This is a genomic window from Sphingobacterium sp. ML3W (assembly GCF_000747525.1).
Taxonomy (GTDB): domain Bacteria; phylum Bacteroidota; class Bacteroidia; order Sphingobacteriales; family Sphingobacteriaceae; genus Sphingobacterium.
On sequence record NZ_CP009278.1, the window covers coordinates 1,598,912 to 1,620,616 of the forward strand.

The 21,705-nt window shown below is 36.2% G+C and carries 12 protein-coding genes; 5 read left to right on the top strand and 7 right to left on the bottom strand.

Features of this window, described 5'->3' with window-relative positions; genetic code table 11:
• The first annotated feature begins 630 nt into the window (after window positions 1-630).
• Window positions 631-3,906, top strand: a complete 3,276-nt coding sequence (locus KO02_RS06900) for a SusC/RagA family TonB-linked outer membrane protein (RefSeq protein ID WP_038696988.1) — start codon at window positions 631-633, stop codon at window positions 3,904-3,906.
• 22 nt (window positions 3,907-3,928) lie between these two features.
• Complete coding sequence (locus KO02_RS06905; protein WP_038696990.1) at window positions 3,929-5,659, top strand: RagB/SusD family nutrient uptake outer membrane protein; 1,731 nt, start codon at window positions 3,929-3,931, stop codon at window positions 5,657-5,659.
• A gap of 143 nt (window positions 5,660-5,802) precedes the next feature.
• Here the strand turns inward: KO02_RS06905 and KO02_RS06910 are convergent, their stop codons facing one another.
• Complete coding sequence (locus KO02_RS06910; RefSeq protein ID WP_038696997.1) at window positions 5,803-6,828, bottom strand: threonine aldolase family protein; 1,026 nt, start codon at window positions 6,826-6,828, stop codon at window positions 5,803-5,805.
• 227 nt (window positions 6,829-7,055) lie between these two features.
• Window positions 7,056-8,345, bottom strand: coding sequence for a DEAD/DEAH box helicase (locus KO02_RS06915; protein WP_038697006.1), 1,290 nt, complete (start codon window positions 8,343-8,345; stop codon window positions 7,056-7,058).
• Between the two features lie 519 nt (window positions 8,346-8,864).
• Here KO02_RS06915 and KO02_RS06920 point away from each other — a divergent pair.
• The 3 genes from KO02_RS06920 (at window position 8,865) to KO02_RS06930 (ending at window position 17,290) form a co-directional block, all read left to right on the top strand.
• Window positions 8,865-9,443 (top strand): 2'-5' RNA ligase family protein, encoded by a 579-nt coding sequence (locus tag KO02_RS06920; protein ID WP_051959791.1) that lies wholly within the window; start codon window positions 8,865-8,867, stop codon window positions 9,441-9,443.
• An 82-nt stretch (window positions 9,444-9,525) separates the two neighbouring features.
• Window positions 9,526-11,406 (top strand): Nramp family divalent metal transporter, encoded by a 1,881-nt coding sequence (locus tag KO02_RS06925; RefSeq protein WP_038697008.1) that lies wholly within the window; start codon window positions 9,526-9,528, stop codon window positions 11,404-11,406.
• 82 nt (window positions 11,407-11,488) lie between these two features.
• Window positions 11,489-17,290: a DUF4011 domain-containing protein gene (locus tag KO02_RS06930; protein ID WP_051959792.1), complete on the top strand. Its 5,802-nt coding sequence runs from the start codon at window positions 11,489-11,491 to the stop codon at window positions 17,288-17,290.
• A gap of 249 nt (window positions 17,291-17,539) precedes the next feature.
• Here KO02_RS06930 and rplI read toward each other — a convergent pair whose 3' ends face one another.
• From rplI to ligA, 5 genes are all read right to left on the bottom strand, one after another.
• A complete protein-coding gene (gene rplI / locus KO02_RS06935) occupies window positions 17,540-17,983 on the bottom strand; it encodes a 50S ribosomal protein L9 (protein WP_038697010.1) in 444 nt (147 codons plus the stop codon).
• A gap of 15 nt (window positions 17,984-17,998) precedes the next feature.
• Complete coding sequence (rpsR, locus tag KO02_RS06940) at window positions 17,999-18,262, bottom strand: 30S ribosomal protein S18 (RefSeq protein WP_021191490.1); 264 nt, start codon at window positions 18,260-18,262, stop codon at window positions 17,999-18,001.
• Window positions 18,262-18,630 carry a 30S ribosomal protein S6 gene (gene rpsF, locus KO02_RS06945; RefSeq protein WP_038697013.1) on the bottom strand — a complete coding sequence of 123 codons (369 nt, stop codon included), beginning with the start codon at window positions 18,628-18,630 and terminating at the stop codon, window positions 18,262-18,264. The genes rpsR and rpsF overlap by 1 nt, the downstream gene beginning before the upstream one ends.
• A gap of 97 nt (window positions 18,631-18,727) precedes the next feature.
• Window positions 18,728-19,606 (bottom strand): 4-hydroxy-tetrahydrodipicolinate synthase, encoded by an 879-nt coding sequence (gene dapA, locus KO02_RS06950; RefSeq protein ID WP_038697015.1) that lies wholly within the window; start codon window positions 19,604-19,606, stop codon window positions 18,728-18,730.
• A gap of 29 nt (window positions 19,607-19,635) precedes the next feature.
• Window positions 19,636-21,669, bottom strand: a complete 2,034-nt coding sequence (gene ligA, locus KO02_RS06955; RefSeq protein WP_038697017.1) for an NAD-dependent DNA ligase LigA — start codon at window positions 21,667-21,669, stop codon at window positions 19,636-19,638.
• Window positions 21,670-21,705 lie beyond the last annotated feature (36 nt).

Sequence of the window (21,705 nt, forward strand, 5' to 3'; positions counted from 1 at the left end):
AAAGTAGACTTAGTAGTTTCATAACAGTTTCTTATTTTGATGCGAGCAGCTATAGATCAACGGCGAGCTTCAAGATTGGTATCCAATGAATTTGTACATCTATGTAACCGGCTTCATCTTTTAGGTGTCTGTTGTGCAATATCAGGATATTAAAATGCCTAAAAAATAGCACATACTCATAGCCAAAGAATGACTAAAGAGAATAGGTGCGGTTTGTACTATATGTCTAATTGCATGCCTTTAATAATATGGACTTCTTTTCAGAGCCTATTGTATTGGTACTGCTTTGGAAAGGACTTATAGAGGTTAGTTACAATAGGATTATGCATCTAAAATAATGATGTCGAAAATGCTGAATACATGGATATATTCAGTCGCCATTTTAATGAAGTTATTTCCATCTTTTGTCTTTTTGTTGTTACATACTGTACTAGTTACAATAAGTTGATGATTTTTTTATTGTTGATAATCAACATTTTAATCTTTAATTCAAAAGATATTTCATGAATAATTATGAAGAGTCAATCGATTGCGTAAATTGTAATTAACAACTAAACATACAGTGCTAGGGGAGATCCTGAGATAGGGTATAGCACTGATTAAATTACCAAATTAAACCTTTTTCACATTATGAGAAAACTACTACAGTTTCTTAACGAGGATTTTATTGAGCACAAATTATCGGTAAAACACTCTCTATGGGCATCCACTGCTTTGCTACTGATTAGTCATCAGTCTTTGGGTAGTCCTATGTCAAAATTTACAGAAATCTCGGCTCATGAGGTTCATGTTACTGCAATTCAGACACCTATCCGGGGAAAGATTCAAGATGCACTCACAAAAGAGCCTATTAGTGGCGCAACAATTAAAGTACTAGGAAAGTCTATTGCAACTTCATCCGATTCAGATGGTAATTTTCAAATTGCTGCTGCTTTAAACGATGTTTTGGAAATTACTTATATCGGGTTTTCAAAGCAATCGCAAACAGTAACTTCAACAGCAGGACCTTTGGTTATCGGATTGCATGTTAAAAGTGATGATTTGGAAGAGGTTGTCGTGACGGGATATAGTACACAGCGTAAAAAGGATCTGACAGGTGCTGTTGCAGTCGTGAATGTTGATCAGTTGAAAAGTACACCAGCAGCTAGTGCTGTGGAATCTTTGCAGGGTAGGGCCACAGGTGTCCAAGTTGTCACGGATGGTGCTCCAGGAGCGACACCTGCAATAAAGATTCGAGGATTCAGTACGATCAATAATAATGAGCCATTATATGTTATTGATGGCGTGCCTTATGAAGGAAAGTTAAGCTGGCTCAATCAGAATGATATTGAATCTATGCAGGTATTGAAGGATGCTTCTGCAGCATCTATTTATGGGTCCCGTGCAAATAATGGAGTTATTATTGTGACTACGAAATCAGGAAAGACAGGTCCTCCCAGTATTAACTTTGACTCTTATTATGGTATACAAGTACCAAATAGAGGCCGTTTTCCAAAGATGTTAAGTCCGCAGCAAATATTAGATTTAAATAATGGTTTGAGCGGTAAAAATGATGTTTTACCAGATTATCTGATTGCAGGAAGCGCCGTAGGGAGTTTGATAACAGCTGCGGATTTCGATATGTCTAAATACAATTATGCGGATAATAAAGAAGAGTTTTATCAAATTACGAAAGCAAATAAAGAGGGTACCAATTGGTTCGATGCTTTATCGAGAAATGCACCTACGCAGTCGTATCAATTGAGTGCTACTGGTGGTGGAGAAAATGCAAATTATGCCGTTTCTGGTGGATACCTTGGACAAAAGGGAACAATTATCCATACAGGTTTCGAACGTTTTAATGTGCGTTCTAATACCAGTTTTTCTGCTTTTAATAAAAGGTTGCGTTTTGGAGAAAATATGCAATATAGCATGACGAAGGGACATGGTATAGGTGTGAATACGAATACTGCAGGTGATTATATCGGTGAAGGAAGTGCCTTAGGCTTTGCATATCGAATCAAGAATATTATTCCTGTTTATGATGAAGGAGGTAATTTTGCAGGTTCTAAAGGTGGCTGGGGAAATGGTGAAAGCCCTGTCGCGATTGCTTATCGTGCTAAAGACGATGTGAACAAAAGTAATTTGTTTTTTGGAAATGCATTTGGGGAATATGATTTACTCAAAGGATTGACGTTTAAGACAAGTTTTGGTATTAAATATGAGAATTATTATTCTACTGACTATACTTATCCAAATTTAGAATTTACTGAAGGTAGCTCCAATAATGGTGTCGCGGAAACATCGGGTTATAATACAGAATGGACCTGGACCAATACTTTAAATTATAAAGCGAACTTTAATGATGTTCATAATCTGAATATTTTACTTGGAACAGAAGCTATTGATAACTCGTATCGTCAGGTTCGAGGGATAGGAAATGATTATTTTATTAGTAATAATACAGATTTTTTTTATGTGAGTTCTGGTGCTAAAAAATCTGGAGAAAGTGAAGGTACATTTGGGTCATTATTTTCCATTTTTGGGAAAGCAGACTACTCGTTAATGGATCGCTATATTTTTAGCGCAACAATTAGGCGTGATGGCTCTTCCAATTTCGGCTCCAATAATAAATATGGTACTTTCCCTGGAGTAAGTGCGGCTTGGCGACTATCGGAGGAAGATTTTATGAAAAGTGCAACTTGGCTTAATGATTTAAAGATTAGAGCAGGTTATGGTATTACTGGAAATCAACGCATACCATCTTTTCAATATTTAAAAAGATATCAACTTTCTCAAAATTCGTCCTCTTATCCAATTAATAGTGGATTAGTGAGCGGTATGTGGATCAGTGATTATCAAAATGAAAATGTAAAATGGGAACAAGTGAAGTCCTTAAATCTAGGTCTGGATTTTTCAATCTTAGATGGAAAATTTGATGGATCATTTGATTGGTATAATAAAAAAACTTCGGATATGCTCTTTGCATTGCCACTTCCAGCAAGTGCAGTGGGTAGGGGTGCATCACCCTATTTGAATATAGGTGATATGCAGAATAAAGGAATAGAACTTTCTCTTAATTATCATCAGCAACAAAAAGATCCTGACAAATTTAATTTTGATTTAGGTGTGAATTTTTCTAAAAACAAAAATGAAATCTTGTCTTTGGCTCCTGGAGTTGATGAAGTGATTTATGGCGCATTTAGAAGTATGGAGACCTCTATTATGAAGACAGGTCAACCATTTGGCGCATTTTATGGGTATAAAATAGCAGGAATTTATCAAAACGATAGTGAATTGGCTAATTTACCTTCTTATGATAAGGCGCGTGTTGGCGGTTTTAGATATGAAGACTTAAATGATGATGGAAAAATTGATGCAAATGACAGAACAGTCATTGGAAGTCCTCATCCTGATTTCACATATTCGATTAATTTCAACGCAAATTACAAGAATTTTGATATGATGATGTATTTCTATGGATCGCAGGGAAATCAAAATTATGAAGCGACTCGTTATTATACCGACATGGGAGTGTTTGATGGTCAAAAAAGCGTTCGAGTATTGGATGCATGGTCAGAAAAAAATCCCTCTGGTACAGTTCCTAAACAAGAATTACCAGGTTACAATTATGTCGATATCGAATCTGCATCCTCAACTTATTATATTCAAGATGCTAGCTTTTTTAAGCTGAAAAATTTGCAACTCGGTTATAACTTCAAAACGGAAAAATTATTTGGTGCAGATACTGGAATCAAAAAATTGCGTGCTTATTTAGGCGTAACCAATTTATTTACCATTACTAAATATGAGGGATTAGATCCTGAGATTACTGCAACACCTTCAAAATATCCAGCACTGGGTGTAGACTTTGGCGTGTATCCACAATCTAGACAATATATGTTAGGTGTAAGTTTGGGTTTTTAATTTAATTTTTAATGTGAGCAAAATGAAAAATATAAAGATATTAATTGGTATAGCAGGGGTTGTAGTTGTAGGCTTAAGTAGCTGTGGTAAGGGATTTTTGGAGAAAAATCCGCAAGGTCAACTCATAGAAGAACAGGTAGCTATGAAGAAAGGTGTCGAATCCTCATTGATAGGTGCTTATGGGATTCTTAATGGTAATGTAAACGGTACCTGGGGTAACTATGCATCAGCTCCCAGTCAATGGGTTTTTGGGGAGATGATATCGGATAATGCGCATAAAGGGTCTACTCCAACTGATCAACCCAACATGAATAGTTTAGTTAACTTTGCTGCATTTTCTTCTAATGATAATTTGAGCACCATGTGGCAAGTGTATTATGAAGGTGTTCTAAGAGCTAATAGTACCTTAAAACTACTCGCCCAAGATCAAAGTGGCGATAAAACTATTCCAGCTGAGCGGGCAAAGCAAATTGAAGGAGAAGCGAAGATGTTGCGGGCACATTATTATTTTCTTCTTTGGAGGGTCTTTAAAAATATTCCTGTTATAGATGAAAATGTCTCAATAGAGGATGCAAAAATAATCAAAAATGATCAAGATATTTTACCTTTAATCGAAAGCGACCTTAAAACCGCAGTGGCAAATTTACCAACATCTAAGATTAACAGTGAGGGGGGGCGTATGGATCAATTTGCTGCGAAATCATATTTAGGAAAGCTTTATCTTTATCAAAAAAAATATAAAGAAGCTCTTGATTTATTTAAGGATGTTTTGTCTGGTAGAGATATTACAGCTATGCCATTTCAAGATAACTATGATGTGCTGAAAGAAAATGGCCCTGAAGCGATTATGGTTGCTAAGCATGTCATTAACCCAGATGGTTCTGGAGACAACGCTAATGTGGGGGATATGTTGGGTGGTCTCAATGGAGGACCTATCGGCTGCTGCGGGTTTTACCAACCAAGTATTGATTTAGTGAATGCTTATAAAGTGGATGCAAATGGCCTTCCTATGTTGGATGGTTCTTATCGTAATAACCCGTATACTTCAGATATCACATTGACTGGAACTGCGCTCACAGGCTACAAAGTGAATACTACATTACGATTTGATCCAAGATTAGATTATACAGCAGGTAGAAGGGGTGTTAATTATTTGGATTATGGAGTTTTTCCTGGAGATACCTGGCTTAGGTATGATGATGGATCTAGACCACATGCAGGTCCATTTTCAGGGATGAAGACAATGATTCCTAAAGCGCTCTTTTCTGGGCATACCTCCAATGACGGGACTTATGTAACTGATTTAGATGTAAACATTATCCGATTGGCCGATGTTATCTTGATGGCTGCAGAATGTGAAGTTGAATTGAATAATTTATCGGAAGCATTAAAGTATGTTAATTTTATTCGAGTGAGGGCGTCAAAATTACCAGGTAAAACGACTTCTGATGGTGCTCCTGCGGCGGTATATGATGTAAAACCATACCCTACTTTTTCATCGCAAGATTACGCGCGTAACGCGGTTCGTTTTGAACGTCGTTTAGAATTGGCAATGGAAGGACATCGGTTTTATGATTTAGTAAGATGGGGAAATGCGAAACAAGTAATCGAAAGCTATTCTGCTTTTGAAGGTGGAATTTTGCCAACATTTAAAGGGATTACATTTACACCCAACAAAAATGAAATTTTCCCAATCCCTCAGGTTGAAATCAATGCAAGTATGGGGAACTTAAAACAAAATACAGGTTATTAATTTTTTGAAACAAATAAACAGTAAAGGGTTCTTCAATTTATGAAGAACCCTTTTTTATTCTTAGTTATGATGTTCTTGAAATATGATATTCGATTGAAGGTGTTTAATAAAAACAATATTTCCGCAGCATGTTCTTCAATCTATTAGAGTAGTTTAAGATCTGCGATAAAAGCATCGACATATTGTTCGTCTGTTGCCCATGAAGTTATTAATCTAATTGCCGCATGATCTTCATCTATCTCCTTCCAAACAAAGAATAAATAATTCTCATTGAGTTTTGCAATGACGGTTTTTGGTAATATGGGGAAGATTTGATTTGTTGTAGAATTTGTTAAAAAAGAAAAACCTTTGGATTTCACAGTAGTTGCTATTTTCATAGCCATTTTGTTAGCATGATCTGCCAATTCGAAATATAGGTCTTCCTTAAACAATTCAAGGAACTGTATAGCAAGTAGACGTCCTTTAGCTAACATTGCACCCCTTTGCTTCAGTACATATTCAAAATCTTCTGCCAGATGAGGGTCTCTGAAAATAACAGCTTCTCCTAATAAAGCACCATTTTTAGTCCCACCGATATAGAATACATCTGTTAAAGTTGCAATATCTGTAAGTGTCAAATCATTATCTTGAGCCATTAAAGCATGTCCCAATCGAGCACCATCAAGAAATAGCAATAGTTTATGTGCAAGACAACATGCTGCCAGATCCTCTAATTCTTTTTTGAGATATATCGTACCTATCTCAGTGGAATTAGAAATATAAACGATTCTAGGTTTTACTACATGTGGTTTTAGTGCATATTCTTGCAATGCTTTTTCAATAGCAGCTGGATTTAGTTTGCCATCTGTGGTTTCTACAGTAATGACTTTATGACCGGTAGCCTCGATAGCTCCTGTCTCATTCGCTGCAATATGTCCTGTTTTAGCACTGATGACCGCTTCATGTGGACGCAAAAGAAAGGAAATAACAATAAGATTGGTCTGCGTGCCTCCAGAAAGAAAATGTATGGCAGCAAATGGATTATTAATTTTATTTTTTAAAATTTCTTTTGCTTGTATTCCATACTCATCCTCTCCATATCCAAGTTGTTGTACGAGGTTTGTTTCTATTAGTTTAGTTAGAATATTTGGGTGTGCACCCTCAGAATAATCATTTTTGAAATTATACATCTTTTATTTTAGTGTCAAGCGTAAGGAAGTATATCTTTATTCTCTTATTATCACTTTAGGTTGTTTTATCCAATGTGATTTGAATGCAAATGTAAGAATAAAAAATAAAGGAGGGTTTAGCAAAAAGCCTTTGAGAGCGCATCTTTTTGATGTTCTTTAGGTATACTTAGTTCAGTAGGAAAGTAATGCCACTTTGATTTTTTTATTTTTTGAATACCGTTGTTTATTTAACCTTTTTTATTTTTCATGGTCATTCTAGCTTTCTTGCCAGCACCATAATTATATGTTTTGGTATTACTTTCTTTCTTCTGATGGAAGGCCCCACCTCGAGTTTCATTACTTTCATCTTCAGCAGAACCGGCATCTTTATTTCCTTTTTTCGCACTATATATGGACATGCGTTCTGGTAAATCAAGAACCTCCATTTTTCGGCCTATAATTTGTTCAATTTTTCTAACTTCAGGTAACTCCAAGTCAGTTGCGAAAGTGAAAGCCAATTGCTCTTCAGAACCAGATTTTAAGATTCGTTGGATAAGCATATCATTGTTTTCAGGTATCTCAAAATGAAAGATATAGGGTATACCTGATAAATCTATCTCGTCAGCTCCCTCATTTGCTACGATTAAAATCCGATGGGTATCCTGTTGTTTAAATAAATCGATATCTTCAATGGCTCTATCTTCAATAAATAAAGGATTGAGTATAAGGATTTCATCATTATATTTACGATGTAAGCTTTTACCAAGTTTTTGTGCAGTTAACTTGCTATTTACGAAAATAATAACCTTATCGAAAGTCTCATTATCTAGCATTAAACTATTAAGTAGTGTAATTTTAGTTGTAAAATTTGGTACCTGATAGAGAAATAAATCATGTACTTCAAGTTGCTCTTGTGCTAATTCTTCCACTTCGATTAATGCAGGTAGGACCATGAAATCGTCAATCATCTGATGTAATTTTTCATGCTCTACTGTACTAAAGATGAGATGCTGGCATTTTTTACAACTTTGTGCAAGTTCTTTAACAGGCGTGATCATGCCGTTTTTTATAATCTCCTCCGCATCGTCAATAATAAAAGTATGAATTAAGTTTAGATTTAAGCCTAATTTAAGGTATACCGCTCTTGCTCTGTTCGGGGTCGCCACGACAATCTCAACACCAGCTACAAGTTTTTCAATTTCCTGCTCCATACTGCCCCCATCACGTAGGCCTATAATACTCAGGTCTTTATTTTTGCTAATTAAATAAAATTGATCTAGAATGTTTTGGATTCGTTCTTGATCGGGTGCTAAAATTAAAACTTTTGGCGCATCAGCAACATTGAATTTTAATCCAGAAAGTACACTGAGCACATAAGTCGTCGTTTTACCTGAATCTTCAGGACCAATCGCTATGATATCTTGGCCACCTAATATACGTGATATAGATTTGACTTGTAATTCCTTAGCTGTTAAATATCCCAAGTCCTCCATGGACTTATGTAACCGCTTACCTAGTTTTAATTTATCGAGAGACACTTTTTGTCGTATTTAATGAATAATGCTCAAAGTTACTTAAAATACTTTGTAAAGACGGCGTTGTTGGCCTTTGTGGATTTAACCATAGGGGAGAAATAAACGGTGAAATCGGAGATAGATTGCGGTTAGGAAGCTAAGCAGCTTAATAATTGGGACATTATTTTTGGAAACAGAAATTATTCACCGTAACAGCTAATCGCTAAATATTAATTTTATCATTCAAAAAGATCAAGATATATTTTGATGTTCTCTTCAGCTTTGTCAAGAACGTAAGCCTAGGTTTCGTAATGAGGTGCGCTTAGAGAACCTGCACATCTTTTTGATAAGTCAATTATGATGCCCATGGTTTGGTTTATGGCTCTCATATTCATCATTGTTTGGTAGACGTATTTTTTGGTTTTAAATAAACAGATTGTGGCTTTAGAATAGAAATGGCGTATTGTTTGCCTGTTTCTCTTATTGCTTTATTATGGGTATCTTTAAAAAGATGCAGTAGCATTATTTAAAAAGGAGGGGCAGATGTCCACAGATGTAGAACAATATTCATTCGTATTTCAGCCTTGTGAAAAGGGTATTCAAATTGTAAAATCCATTAAGGAGAACTTGAAAAGTAAAATTGGGTGGTTCCACAGTTGCCACTCATTGGCACATATTACGATATGTGAGTATCATGCCGATTTGGAGACGTTATCCAAAATTAAAAAACAAGTTGCTGAAGTATTGAAATACGAGGGCTCTCAATATGTTTATTTTGACACTTATAACGCGTTCCGCAATGGTGCCTTTTATATTGCACCAGCGCTAAAATCAAAGCAGTTTTTGAAGAAAAAAATGGAAGCTATAACGAAGATAAATATCTCCACACTACTTTCTAAATGTGATGAACCTCACTTGACAGTGGGCCGAGATTTGAACCCTGAGAAACTAGCGGTAGCTGTTGAAAGTTTTAAAGCAATTGATTTAGATTTTTTTTGTTCAAGCATTTTTCTGCGTAAATATAATCCGGCTAGAGAACAGTATGATATCATCGAAGAATTTAAGTTTGGCAATTTTCCAAAACCTCCTTTAGAGGAAGGGCAACTCACCTTTAATTTCTAATAAAAGTTTAGTTTTCTGTATTAGGATTTTTATCTTTATTTCTACAAGAATAGATTGCATCTAAAACACGAGAGATAGCTACATGAGTAAAGATCCTTATCAGCATGAGAAATCGCTTTCTGATGTGCACGAAAGTGTCGAAATCAGTAAAGGAAAGTCAAAGATCAAAAGGGTACTGAGTTTCTTTGGACCGGCTTATTTAATAAGTGTAGGCTATATGGATCCAGGAAATTGGGCTACGGATTTGGCTGGAGGAAGCCAGTTTGGCTACGCGTTGCTTTGGGTACTATTGATGAGTAATATCATGGCTTTGCTCTTACAAAGTCTTTGTACACGTTTGGGGATTGTAAGAAGAAAAGATCTGGCGCAGTGTAATCGGGAGACCTATCCAAAGCGGATGAATTTCGTTCTTTATATTTTAGCCGAAATAGCAATTGCAGCCTGTGATCTTGCAGAAGTACTGGGTATGGCGATTGGGCTAAACCTACTTTTTGGAATAGATATCCTTTGGGGGGTACTCATCAGTTTTGCGGATACATTTCTAATCATGTATTTGCAGAAATTGGGCATACGAAAAATGGAGCTCTTTATCATTGGGCTCATCACCATGATTGGGATGTGTTTTATGGTGGAAATGTTTTTAGTGAAACCTGACTTTGGCGAAGTTGTGAAAGGTTTTATTCCTAGTCTACCTAACAGTGCTGCACTTTATATTTCTATAGGGATTATAGGGGCAACCGTGATGCCGCATAATTTATATTTACATTCTGCTCTTGTTCAAACGAGAAAAATAGAGCGAGATGACTATTCCATTAAAAAAGCCATAAAATATAACTTTTTTGATAGTGCAATTGCTTTAAATATGGCTTTTTTGGTCAATGCCGCTATCCTCATCCTAGCTTCAGCGGCCTTTCATAAAAATGGTATGCACAATGTTGCCGATCTGGAGGATGCCTATCATTTATTGGGAAAAACCTTAGGTACAGATTTAGCACCTAAATTATTTGCAGTGGCATTGATATTGGCAGGTCAAAGTTCTACTGTTACAGGTACATTGGCTGGGCAGATTGTAATGGAAGGTTATTTAAGGCTGCGTATCAGTCCAACTTTAAGAAGAATTATAACACGACTGCTAGCGATTATACCTGCCGTATTGGTGATTCTGATAGCAGGAGAATCGAAGGTAGGATCTTTACTTATTTTTAGTCAGGTTATACTTAGTATGCAACTGGCATTTGCAGTTATTCCCTTAATCCACTTTGTAAGTGATAAGAAAAAGATGGGAAAATTTGTGATTAAACCTTATGTGCAAGTATTGGCTTGGTTGGTTGCGGTCATTATCGCAGTACTGAATATAAAGCTGGTGTTTGAGGAGATATCCAGTTGGATAATCAAATATGATGTTTGGTGGTTAACAGTTCTATTGATAATGGGGGCAATCGGAATGGTGACTTTTTTAATCATGACTCTTATGTACCCGATACTCCATAAGAAGAAATCAATTGAATTGGATGTACATGCTCCATTTGAGGATTTAAAATTTGATGAACCCAAGCTTTTTAATAAAATTGTAATTGCATTGGACTATTCGACCTCAGATACAAAAGCAGTTCAATATGCCCTTTCTATATCTCAGCCAGATTCTCATTTTATATTAGTGCATATTGTTGAGAGTGCGGGGGTAAAATATACAGGTGAAAGTACAGATGATTTAGAATCCAGGCAGGACTTAGATCGCTTGAAAAAATATGAACAATTCTTTTTAGATCGCCATTTTAAGGTTGATTTTGAACTTGGATATAATAATCGTGTTGTTTCCATAACAAGAATATGTGAGCAGTACCAAGCCGATTTATTAATCGTTGGTAGCCATGGACATAGAGGTATAAAAGATTTTATTTTTGGAGAAACTGTAAATAAATTGAGACATGCCGTTAAAATACCTGTGTTTATTGCTCAATAACCTGATATGATAATTATTTAAGATAAAAGATACTTGAACTGTTCGCTATCTTTTTTATCTTAGTCCTTTAGATGTAAGGCGGATGGATATAATTAAACAGGTTCATATAGAGAAAGATGCAGCAAACTTCTTTAATCTTTCTATGTATCAGAATAAAATTACTTTTTTAAGTAATCTCATGATTTCTTCAAACAGTAATCAGATTTTAGAAAGGGTGCGAATCGAAATCAGTGCAAGTAGCGCATGGATGGAATCATACTCTTATCAACTTGCTTATTTACCCATAGGAATTTCAGTTAAAATTCCCACGGATAATATCGTCATTGATCCTGCATATTTTATGCAATTAACGGAGGTCGAGCGAAGTTTTTTTCGCATATTGATCTATCAGGATGATCACCTATTGGGTGAAGAAGTTGCTTCAATTGAGTTGCAACCATTATCCTTTTTTGGTGGTTTTGCTACATTTCCAGAATTATTAGCTTCCTATATCACGCCCAACAACCCTTATGTTTATGCAATTAAAAAGAAAGCGATAGCTTATTTAGAGCAACAACGATTACCTGCTAAATTTGAAGGTTACCAATCTGAGAATCCCGAGCGTATATTGGAAATGATGCGGGCTATTTATAACGCTATACAAGATGAAGAAATCGTCTATAGCGCATTGCCTCCAAGTTTTGAAGAAAAGGGACAGCGATTGAGACTTTTGGATTTGATCGCAAGCGAGCGTTTTGGTAATTGTATTGATATCAGTTTGCTATTAGCATCTTGTTTGGAAGCTATTGATTTAAACCCTATTATAATCGTCACAAAGGAACATGCATTTGTGGGCTGTTGGCTTCAAAAAGAAAATTTTTCAGAAACTATTAATGAAGATAAAACTGCCATTACCAAACGAATTGCTAAAGGAATAAGTGAATTAGTGATTATCGAATCCACAAGTGTGTGTAAGGGTAATATTATTGGTTTTAATCAAGCTATTGACTTGGGCGAATCAAACTTAATTGGAAAGGACGATTTCCTGTTGTCAATCGATATCAAGCGGGCTCGCTTGAGTGGAATAAAACCTCTCCCGTTAAAACTGAGTGAAAGTATGGGTGATTTTTCTGAACATTTGTCTAACAATGATAATGGCAGTAGGACGGATGAAAAGATAGCACTTGGTAAAATATACGAAGAACAGGATTTTATTGATTATAAATTACTCAGTAAGCAGAAAGTTTGGGAACGTAAATTATTAGATCTATCACTGCGCAACAATTTACTCAATTTGCGCATGACCAAAAACATGTTGCAGATTATGGATGTCAATATTCATGATTTAGAAGATTTGTTGGTTGATGGAAAAAGTTTTTCAATCAGTGCAAATGCTGATGCAGAAGTACTAAAGCAGTATAATATTTTTAATGAAGCATTGCATTCCTCGTCTTTGTCATATCAATCTGCAAGTGAAGAATTGACTCATAATCGTTTGGTATCTTATTATCATAGTGAAGATTTAGATACTATTTTGACGCATATATCTCGAAATGCTAAACTTTCAATTGAAGAGAATGGGTATAGTACACTTTACCTGGCCATTGGTTTATTAAAATGGCGAGATAAAAAGACACCGGATCAGTTGCGATCTGCTCCTATTATATTGATGCCTGTGGAATTAAACCGTCGTTCTATTAGCAGTAAATTTACGCTTCGAAGTCGGGAGGAAGAAGCCATGATAAATATCACTTTATTGGAATTTCTGAGACAAGAGCATGGTTTGAATTTAAGTGGTCTTGAAGAGCTACCAAAAGACGGTAAGGGAATCGATGTTGCTCAGGTGATTGCGCATATACGACGGGCAATCATGGAGTTAAAGGGATGGGATATAGCAGACCAGGTGGTATTGGGTAATTTTTCATTTAATAAGCTGATTCTTTGGAACGATATTGCGTATCAGGCGGATCAGATTGCCAAAAGTCCCATTGTTAGGAGTCTTATGGATGGACAGTTACGATTAGATATTGCTGCGGATAATCCTGTTTTAGATTTTGATAATATTCATCCGACTTCATTAGCATTGCCCATTGCTACTGATGTCTCTCAATTAGAAGCGGTTTTTACTTCCAGTATAAATCAAAGTTTTGTTTTACATGGTCCTCCGGGGACAGGGAAATCACAGACGATTACTAATATTATCGCTAACGCGCTATATCAAGGAAAGAAAGTATTATTTGTAGCTGCAAAGAAGGCCGCATTAGATGTCGTATATAAACGATTGACAGCAATAGGTCTCGCAAATTTTTGTTTGGAATTGCATTCCAACAAAGCGAAGAAATCGGATGTGCTTGCTCAGCTTTCTGATACGTTGGAACAGCCTCAATTGAAAGGAAATTTCGACTTTAATGAAGAAGCCAATCGTTTAATAAATGCTAAAAAAGAACTTCAAGTTTATATAGAGTTACTTCATGAACAAAAACCGATTGGTTGGAGTTTATACGACAGTATTTCTGAAATTAGTGTATTATCAAGCTATGGTTTCCCTGAAATAGAGCTGGGAGAAATAGATTTTAATGTGTTGACAAATGAAAAATGGAAATCTTGGAAAGATGTGGTCGAGGAATTGCAGTCGGTCTCAAAAATCATAATCAAACCCAGCGAAAATCCATTCAAAGGAATTTCACTACTTCAATATTCAGCTCCAATTCAGCAACAGGTTGAAACATCGGCTCTTCAAGTACAGGAAAATTTATCACACTATGATAGTTTGAGGAATCTCGTTTTATCGGCACTAGATATTCCGCTTCAAGTATCAACCTGGGACAATCTATATCGGTTTAACGAATTTGCACTTTTATTGTCGAAATTGCCACTGACAGCCTTGTCGCTGTGGCAATTTATATCGAAAAAGAAAGAAGAAGAGAAATTTCAAAAATGGTTATCCGATTTTGAAAACTTTCAGGTTAAGCGACAAAACTTATTGAATATTGCACACAAAAGTGTGTTGACGGCTAATTTAACGCCTTTAGAGTCGTTATGGAGAGTGGCACAACAAACATGGTTTTTACCTAAGTGGTTGAAAAAAAGGAAAGTAAAAAAAGGATTGTCTGCCTTTAGTATCCTAGTTTTTAATGACGATGAAACCATTGATCAATTTTTTGCTGATGTAAATACTTTTCAAGAACTCGAAACTAAAGTTAGATCACGTGAATATGATGAGATACCAACTTTATTGTCCAGTTCATATTTGGCAGAAGAGACTAATGTAGGTATAATTAAAGAGCAACTTGTATTGTTAGCATCGTTAAATCGGATTTTGGTAGAACTTACACCCCTCTCGGTAGGGGAAATTTTAACAAAGTGGATGACTCACTCGAAGCTAAATTCGAACGAGTTGATTCCTGATCAAGAACAAGTATTACACAGGTTTACCAATGCCTGGGATAGATTATCAGTTGCAATTGATCAATTGCAGGTTGATACACATTTGGATATTCGGAAATACCCGATAGCAGGGGACTGGGTGAAGACTATCACTAAAAAGGTTTCTGAGATTGTGGAAAATATTGATACGTTGAAAAATTGGACTAATTATGCTAGGATAAGAGAGCGGGCTATTGAATCAGATATACAATGGTTTATAGCGTTGTACGAGCAGGATCGCATTGAGCATGATAATTTGGTTCATCATTTTGATTATCTTATTCATTTTAATTTAACCAATCAGGTTATTGCTGTACATGAGCCTTTAAATATGTTTAACGTTCTACTATTTGAGGATAAGATCAATAAATATAAACAGATTGCAAACTCATTTACTGAATTGACAAAAAAAGAGCTGCTGTTGCGTTTGAATGAGCGTTTACCTAATGGCACAATAGAAGCACTTCAAGGTTCTGAAATTGCCATTTTGAAACGCGCAATTAAAAACAGAGGACGAGGATTGAGTATTAGGCGGTTGTTTGATCAAATTCCTACGCTGCTACCTCGATTGGCCCCTTGTATGTTGATGAGCCCGATTTCGGTAGCGCAGTATTTTGAAGCTGATCCGAATCAATTTGATTTACTGATATTTGACGAAGCTTCTCAATTACCTACATGTGAAGCAGTGAGCTCTTTAGCAAGGGCACAGCATGCCGTCATAGTTGGAGATCCTAAGCAAATGCCGCCTACTTCATTTTTTATGACCAATAAAGTCGATGAAGATAATATGGAGATTGAAGATTTGGAGAGTATTTTAGATGATTGCCTTTCTTTATCATTCCCTTCCAAATATTTGTTACGTCATTATCGCAGTAAACATGAAAGTTTGATTGCCTTTAGTAATGCCCATTACTACGATAATAAATTATTAACATTTCCATCTGCAGACGACTTAAATAGTAGAGTGACCTATGAACATGTCAAAGGGTATTACGATAAAGGTAAAAGTCGACAGAATAAGTTTGAAGCACAAGCTATTGTCAATGACATAGCAAAACGGCTTCGGAATGATAAAACCAGTAAGCAGAGTATTGGTATCGTTACTTTTAGCCAGGTGCAACAAAGTCTGATTGAAGATAAATTAAATGAATTATACCGACTTGATCCTGAACTTGAACTTTTAGCAACAGAAAGCGAGGAGCCTATTTTCATTAAGAACCTAGAAAATGTACAGGGAGATGAGCGTGATGTAATCTTATTCTCTATTGGCTATGGACCGGATGAGCATGGTCAAGTAAGCATGAATTTTGGACCGTTGAATAGGGAAGGGGGCTGGCGGAGACTTAATGTCGCTGTGACCAGAGCACGTGAGGAAATGAAGGTTTTTGCTACCCTTCGAGCAGATCAGATTAACTTGAATCGAACGGCTTCAGAGGGTGTTGCCGGATTGAAAAGCTTTCTATCTTTTGCTGAGAGAGGACATTTGATAATTGATGCTTCTCAGATAAAGCTGGAGAATAATCATAGAAATTTAAGTCAAAATGTGGCCGATAGATTGAAAGCTGAAGGATTGACAGTGAATAAAAATATTGGTACGTCTGATTACAAAGTTGATCTAGGTGTTGTCCATCCAGAATATCCAAAGCAATATATTTTAGCTGTTTTATTAGATGGTCCTAATTATTTTAATGCTGAAACAACTAATGATAGAGAACTGGTATTACCCCAGATGTTGACAAGCCTTGGTTGGAATATCTTTAGGATTTGGTCATTAGATTGGATTGAGAATGCTGATGAAGTTGTAGCGTCTATCTTGGAGAAAGTAAATGGACTGTTGCATAAAATAGAAAAAGAGCATGAATCAGTAACTTTAGGAGACTATGCGCTTAATGAACATCGCATTGAAGAAATTGATGCTTCTCCGATATTATCGAAGAAGATTCCATATGAATCAACTGTTTTAAAACATGAATATGGCGGCGAAAATGAATTGCTATATGATATAGAGAATAAAATCATTATTCGAAAACAGATGGAAATGATTATTTATAATGAATCACCTATTAGTCGGCTGTTTCTTTATAAAAGGATTATTGACCATTGGGAAGCAAAAGCGAGTATTAAAGTTGAACGTATTTTGAATGAAATTATTGACGAATTACAACCTTATATAACCGAACATCAGCAGCCATTTTATTGGAAGCAGGAGGATTTACCAGGAATTGATTTTTATCGATCAAATAATGGAGTAAGGCGAACTGTGGAAGATATTGCACCAGAAGAAATTATTGTTGCATTACAGGAAGCTATCGAGCAAAATATGAGTGTGGCTGAAGAAGATTTGATTCGTTATTTAGCCCGTCAATTTGATTTTCCAAAAGTAGGGAAGCAAATTGATAGCTCTATGCGATATGCAATTGATTTAGCTGTCGAGAGACAGCTTGTCGCAAAAGAGGAAGGCCGCATTAAGATCTTATAATGCTAAAGAATTTGAGACTAAAAAATGAACGATAGTACTATGCTGTTTCGATTTATTCCTTGGGTTCATGTTTAATTGGGATGGGCAAGTACGCTAAAACTAGGATGATTTAAATCGGCAATGAATAGTTTTTCCAAAAAAGGATGAAGTAAGGAGGTGTTCTAGTTTCGATATGGATAAGTATTTTAGGTACAAAAAAAGGAGATAATCGAAATTATCTCCTTTTATGTATGTTATACCGGATAAGAATTATTCAGCAATTACTTCGAAAGGAACTTGAACTTTCACTTCTTTGTGTAAGTTTAAGTTAGCTAAGTATTCGCCAATTTCTTTAGGCTCAACTTCGAAAGTAATACGACGACGGTCAACATCAAAACCTTTAGCTTTCAAAGCATCAGCAATTTGAATGCTGTTTACTTTACCGAAGATTTTACCTGTTTCACCAGCTTTAGCACCGATTGATAACTTAACAGTTTCCAATTTAGTAGCTAATTCTGTAGCGTCTTTCTTAATTTTATCTTGTTTGAACTGAGCTTGTTTAATGTTTTCAGCTAAAACTTTTTTTGCTGATACAGTCGCTTGCATAGCAAATCCTTGCGGGATTAAATAATTACGACCGTAACCTGGCTTTACATTTACGATATCATTTTGCTCACCTAAGCCTTTGATATCTTGTTTTAAAATAACTTCCATGTTCTCTAGTCCTCCTTATTTTAATGAATCAGCTAAGTAAGGTAACAAGCCGATGTGACGAGCACGTTTAACCGCTTGAGCTACTTTACGTTGGAATTTCAATGATGTACCAGTTAAACGACGAGGTAAGATTTTACCTTGATCATTCACGAATTTCATCAAAAAGTTAGCGTCTTTATAATCGATGTATTTGATACCATTCTTTTTGAAACGGCAATATTTTTTACGATTGTCCTCTACTTTAGGGGCAGTTACGTACTGGATATTTTCGTTAGCCATTAGTTTGATCCCTCCTCAGTTTTAGTTTCCGCTTTTTTGTTGAATGCACCGCTACGTTTTTTCTCGCTGTAAGCTTTAGCATGTTTGTCTAAAGCAATAGTTAAGAAACGCATAACACGCTCATCACGTTTGTATTCAACCTCTAATTTATTGATTAATTCTCCTGGAGCCTTGAATTCAGTTAAGTGATAAAACCCAGTTGATTTTTTCTGGATTGGATACGCTAATTTTTTCAAACCCCAATTGTCTTCAGCGACAATTTCGGCTCCGCCTTCTGTTAAGATGTTTTTGAATTTTGCGATTGTTTCTTTCGCAGCATCTTCAGAAAGCAACGGGGTAAGAACGATTACAGATTCGTACTGTTGCATTTTGTTAAATAATTATGTTTATTAATTTTTTATCCGTACTTACGGAAGTGCAAAGATAATTAATAGATTTTAAATATACAATGACTACTGTTAGTTTTTATTTTAGTTTTTGCATTTCGGCTTGTATAGCAGTTCGTGTTTTAGCTGATACCGGAATTAATGGTAGACGTACGTGGTCTTGACCCAACCCTTGTTCCTGTAGGATATATTTGACACCGCATGGATTGCCATCAACAAAACAAAGATCCGTTATTTCTAATAGCGCATTATGCACCGATCTAGCTTCCACAAAATCTCCGGTAGCACATAATGCAGCTAATTGGGATACTTGTGCAGGGTATGCATTGCCAACTACCGAAATAATACCTACTGCGCCTAAAGCCATCATAGGTAATGTGGCGGGGTCATCACCTGATATCAATAAAAAATCTGCAGGCTTGTCTCTCAAAATTTCACTGAATTGAGCAAAATTACCAGACGCTTCTTTTGTTGCGACTATATTTTTAAAGTCTTTAGCTAAACGTACTGTTGTTTCTGGGGTCATGTTACTTCCTGTACGTCCAGGTACATTATACAGAATAATCGGAAGAGGGGATGCCTCTGCTATCGCTTTGTAATGCTGATAAATTCCTTCTTGTACTGGTTTGTTGTAATAAGGAGATACAGATAGAATAGCGCAGAAACCTGTTGGATCAAAGTCTTTGATCTGCTCAACGATTTCGGCAGTGTTGTTTCCGCCGATACCCGCAACTAATGGAATGCGAGCATTCACTTGTTTGACAGTGAAATCCCAGATACGCTTTCGCTCATCTTTAGATAAAGTTGCCACTTCCCCAGTAGTACCTAAAGAGACTAAATAATTCATACCGGAGTCGATTTGATATTCAATTAGCTTTGCTAAAGAATCAAAATCAACTGTTCCATCTGCGTTGAAAGGTGTAACTAATGCTACACCAGCTCCATGAAGCTCGTTCATTGTGTTGATTGTAAAGATTAATATTTAATTTATATACTAGTTTTATCGTTGATCATCGCTAATAGTTCATGTTCATCGATCATTTTGATGTTTAATTTTTCTGCCTTCGCCAATTTAGAAGGCCCCATCTTATCTCCTGCGACAAGATAACTTAATTTAGCTGAAATGCTGGAAACCATTTTCCCACCATTATTTTCAATAAGTTCTGCCAACTGCTCTCTTGAATGAAGTGCAAAGACACCTGATATTAAAAAGGTTTGACCAGTTAGCGTATTACTGTCCAAAATTACTTCTTTCTCTTCAATTTCAAACTGTAATCCGTAAGATTTTAGTTGTGCTATTTGCTCTTCGTGGGCAGGTATGTGTAAATAGTGATGTATGCTTTCAGCAATGCGGATTCCAATATCTTGAACAGTAGCTATTTCTTCTATAGAAGCCGCCTTGATAGCATCAATATTTTTGAAATGATGTGCCAATTTTTTTGCTATCGTTTCTCCAACATGCCGAATCCCTAATGCAAAAAGCAATTTTTCAAAAGGTTTATCTTTTGATTTTTCAATTCCTTTTAACATATTATCGATGGATTTTTGACCAAAGCGCTCTAAGTTCTGAAGTTGGTCTTGATGATCTTGGAGACCATAGATATCAACGACATTTTTCAGAATTCCTTTTTTATAGAACGTTTCTACTGTTTCATCTCCCATCCCTTCGATATCCATCATTTTACGCCCTATGAAATGTTGCATTTTCCCAACAATCTGGGGTGGACAACCATCTTCATTAGGACAATAATGTACAGCTTCTCCCTCTTGGCGGATTAATTCTGTATGACATTCTGGACAGTGCGTTGGGTAGATGTACGCTTTAGCATCCGGAAGTCTTTTATCCTCATTTGCAGCGATGATCTTCGGGATTATTTCCCCACCTTTTTCAACGAAAACGGTATCCCCCTCATGGAGGTCAAGTCTTGCGATTTCATTGGCATTATGTAAGGAAGCTCTTCTAACAGTTGTTCCTGCTAGAGAAACGGCTTTTAGATTTGCGACTGGTGTAACAGCACCTGTACGGCCCACCTGATAACTGATTGATTCGAGTTGTGTTTCAACTCGCTCCGCTTGGAATTTATAGGAAATTGCCCAACGTGGGTTCTTGGCTGTAAAACCCAGTTCCTCTTGCGCGCCATAATCATTTACTTTAATTACGATACCATCGATCTCATAACTGAGATCATGTCTTTTTTCATTCCAGTAATCAATGAAGGAGAATACATCATCTAAAGTCTGACATTTCTGTGTGTGTTCACAAACGTGAAATCCCCATTCTTTGACAGCTTGTAAGCTTTCCCAATGATTATGAAATAGTTTATTTCTATTGTCACAGTATAAGAAGTACAAGAAACAATCTAAAGGTCTTTTAGCTACCTCTGCAGAATCTTGTAATTTAATTGTTCCTGCTGCAAAATTACGTGGGTTGGCATAAGTTTGTTCCTCATTTTCTTCCCTTTCGGCATTCAAACGTAAAAAGGCCGTCTTATGCATAAAGATTTCTCCCCTGATTTCAAATTCTTCAGGGTAATGACCTTTTTTTAAATGAATTGGAATACTTCTAATTGTTTTGACATTATTGGTAACAACATCTCCCTGTGTGCCATCTCCACGTGTAACTGCTTTTGATAGTTTACCATTTTGGTAGGTGAGGCTGATGGATAAGCCATCAAATTTCAATTCACAGATATATTCAAAATTATCACCTATTAATTTACGAACCCTTAGGTCAAAATCGCGAAGGTCGTCTTGGTTATAGGTATTGCCTAATGATAACATAGGCCAACGATGCCTAACAGTTTCGAATTTCGTGGTTACATCTCCACCCACCCGCTGGGTAGGAGAGTTGGGGTCTGCGAATTCAGGGTATTGTGCTTCTAAGGCCTCCAATTCTTTCATTTTATGATCGAAATCATAATCTGAAATAAGGCTTTGAGCCAACACATAATATTGATAATTATAGTGGTTTAGCTCTTGCGTTAGTGAAGTTATTTTTTGTTCAATATCCATGGATGACATGTTGCGAATTTACAAATAAAAAGTACGTTTAATCAA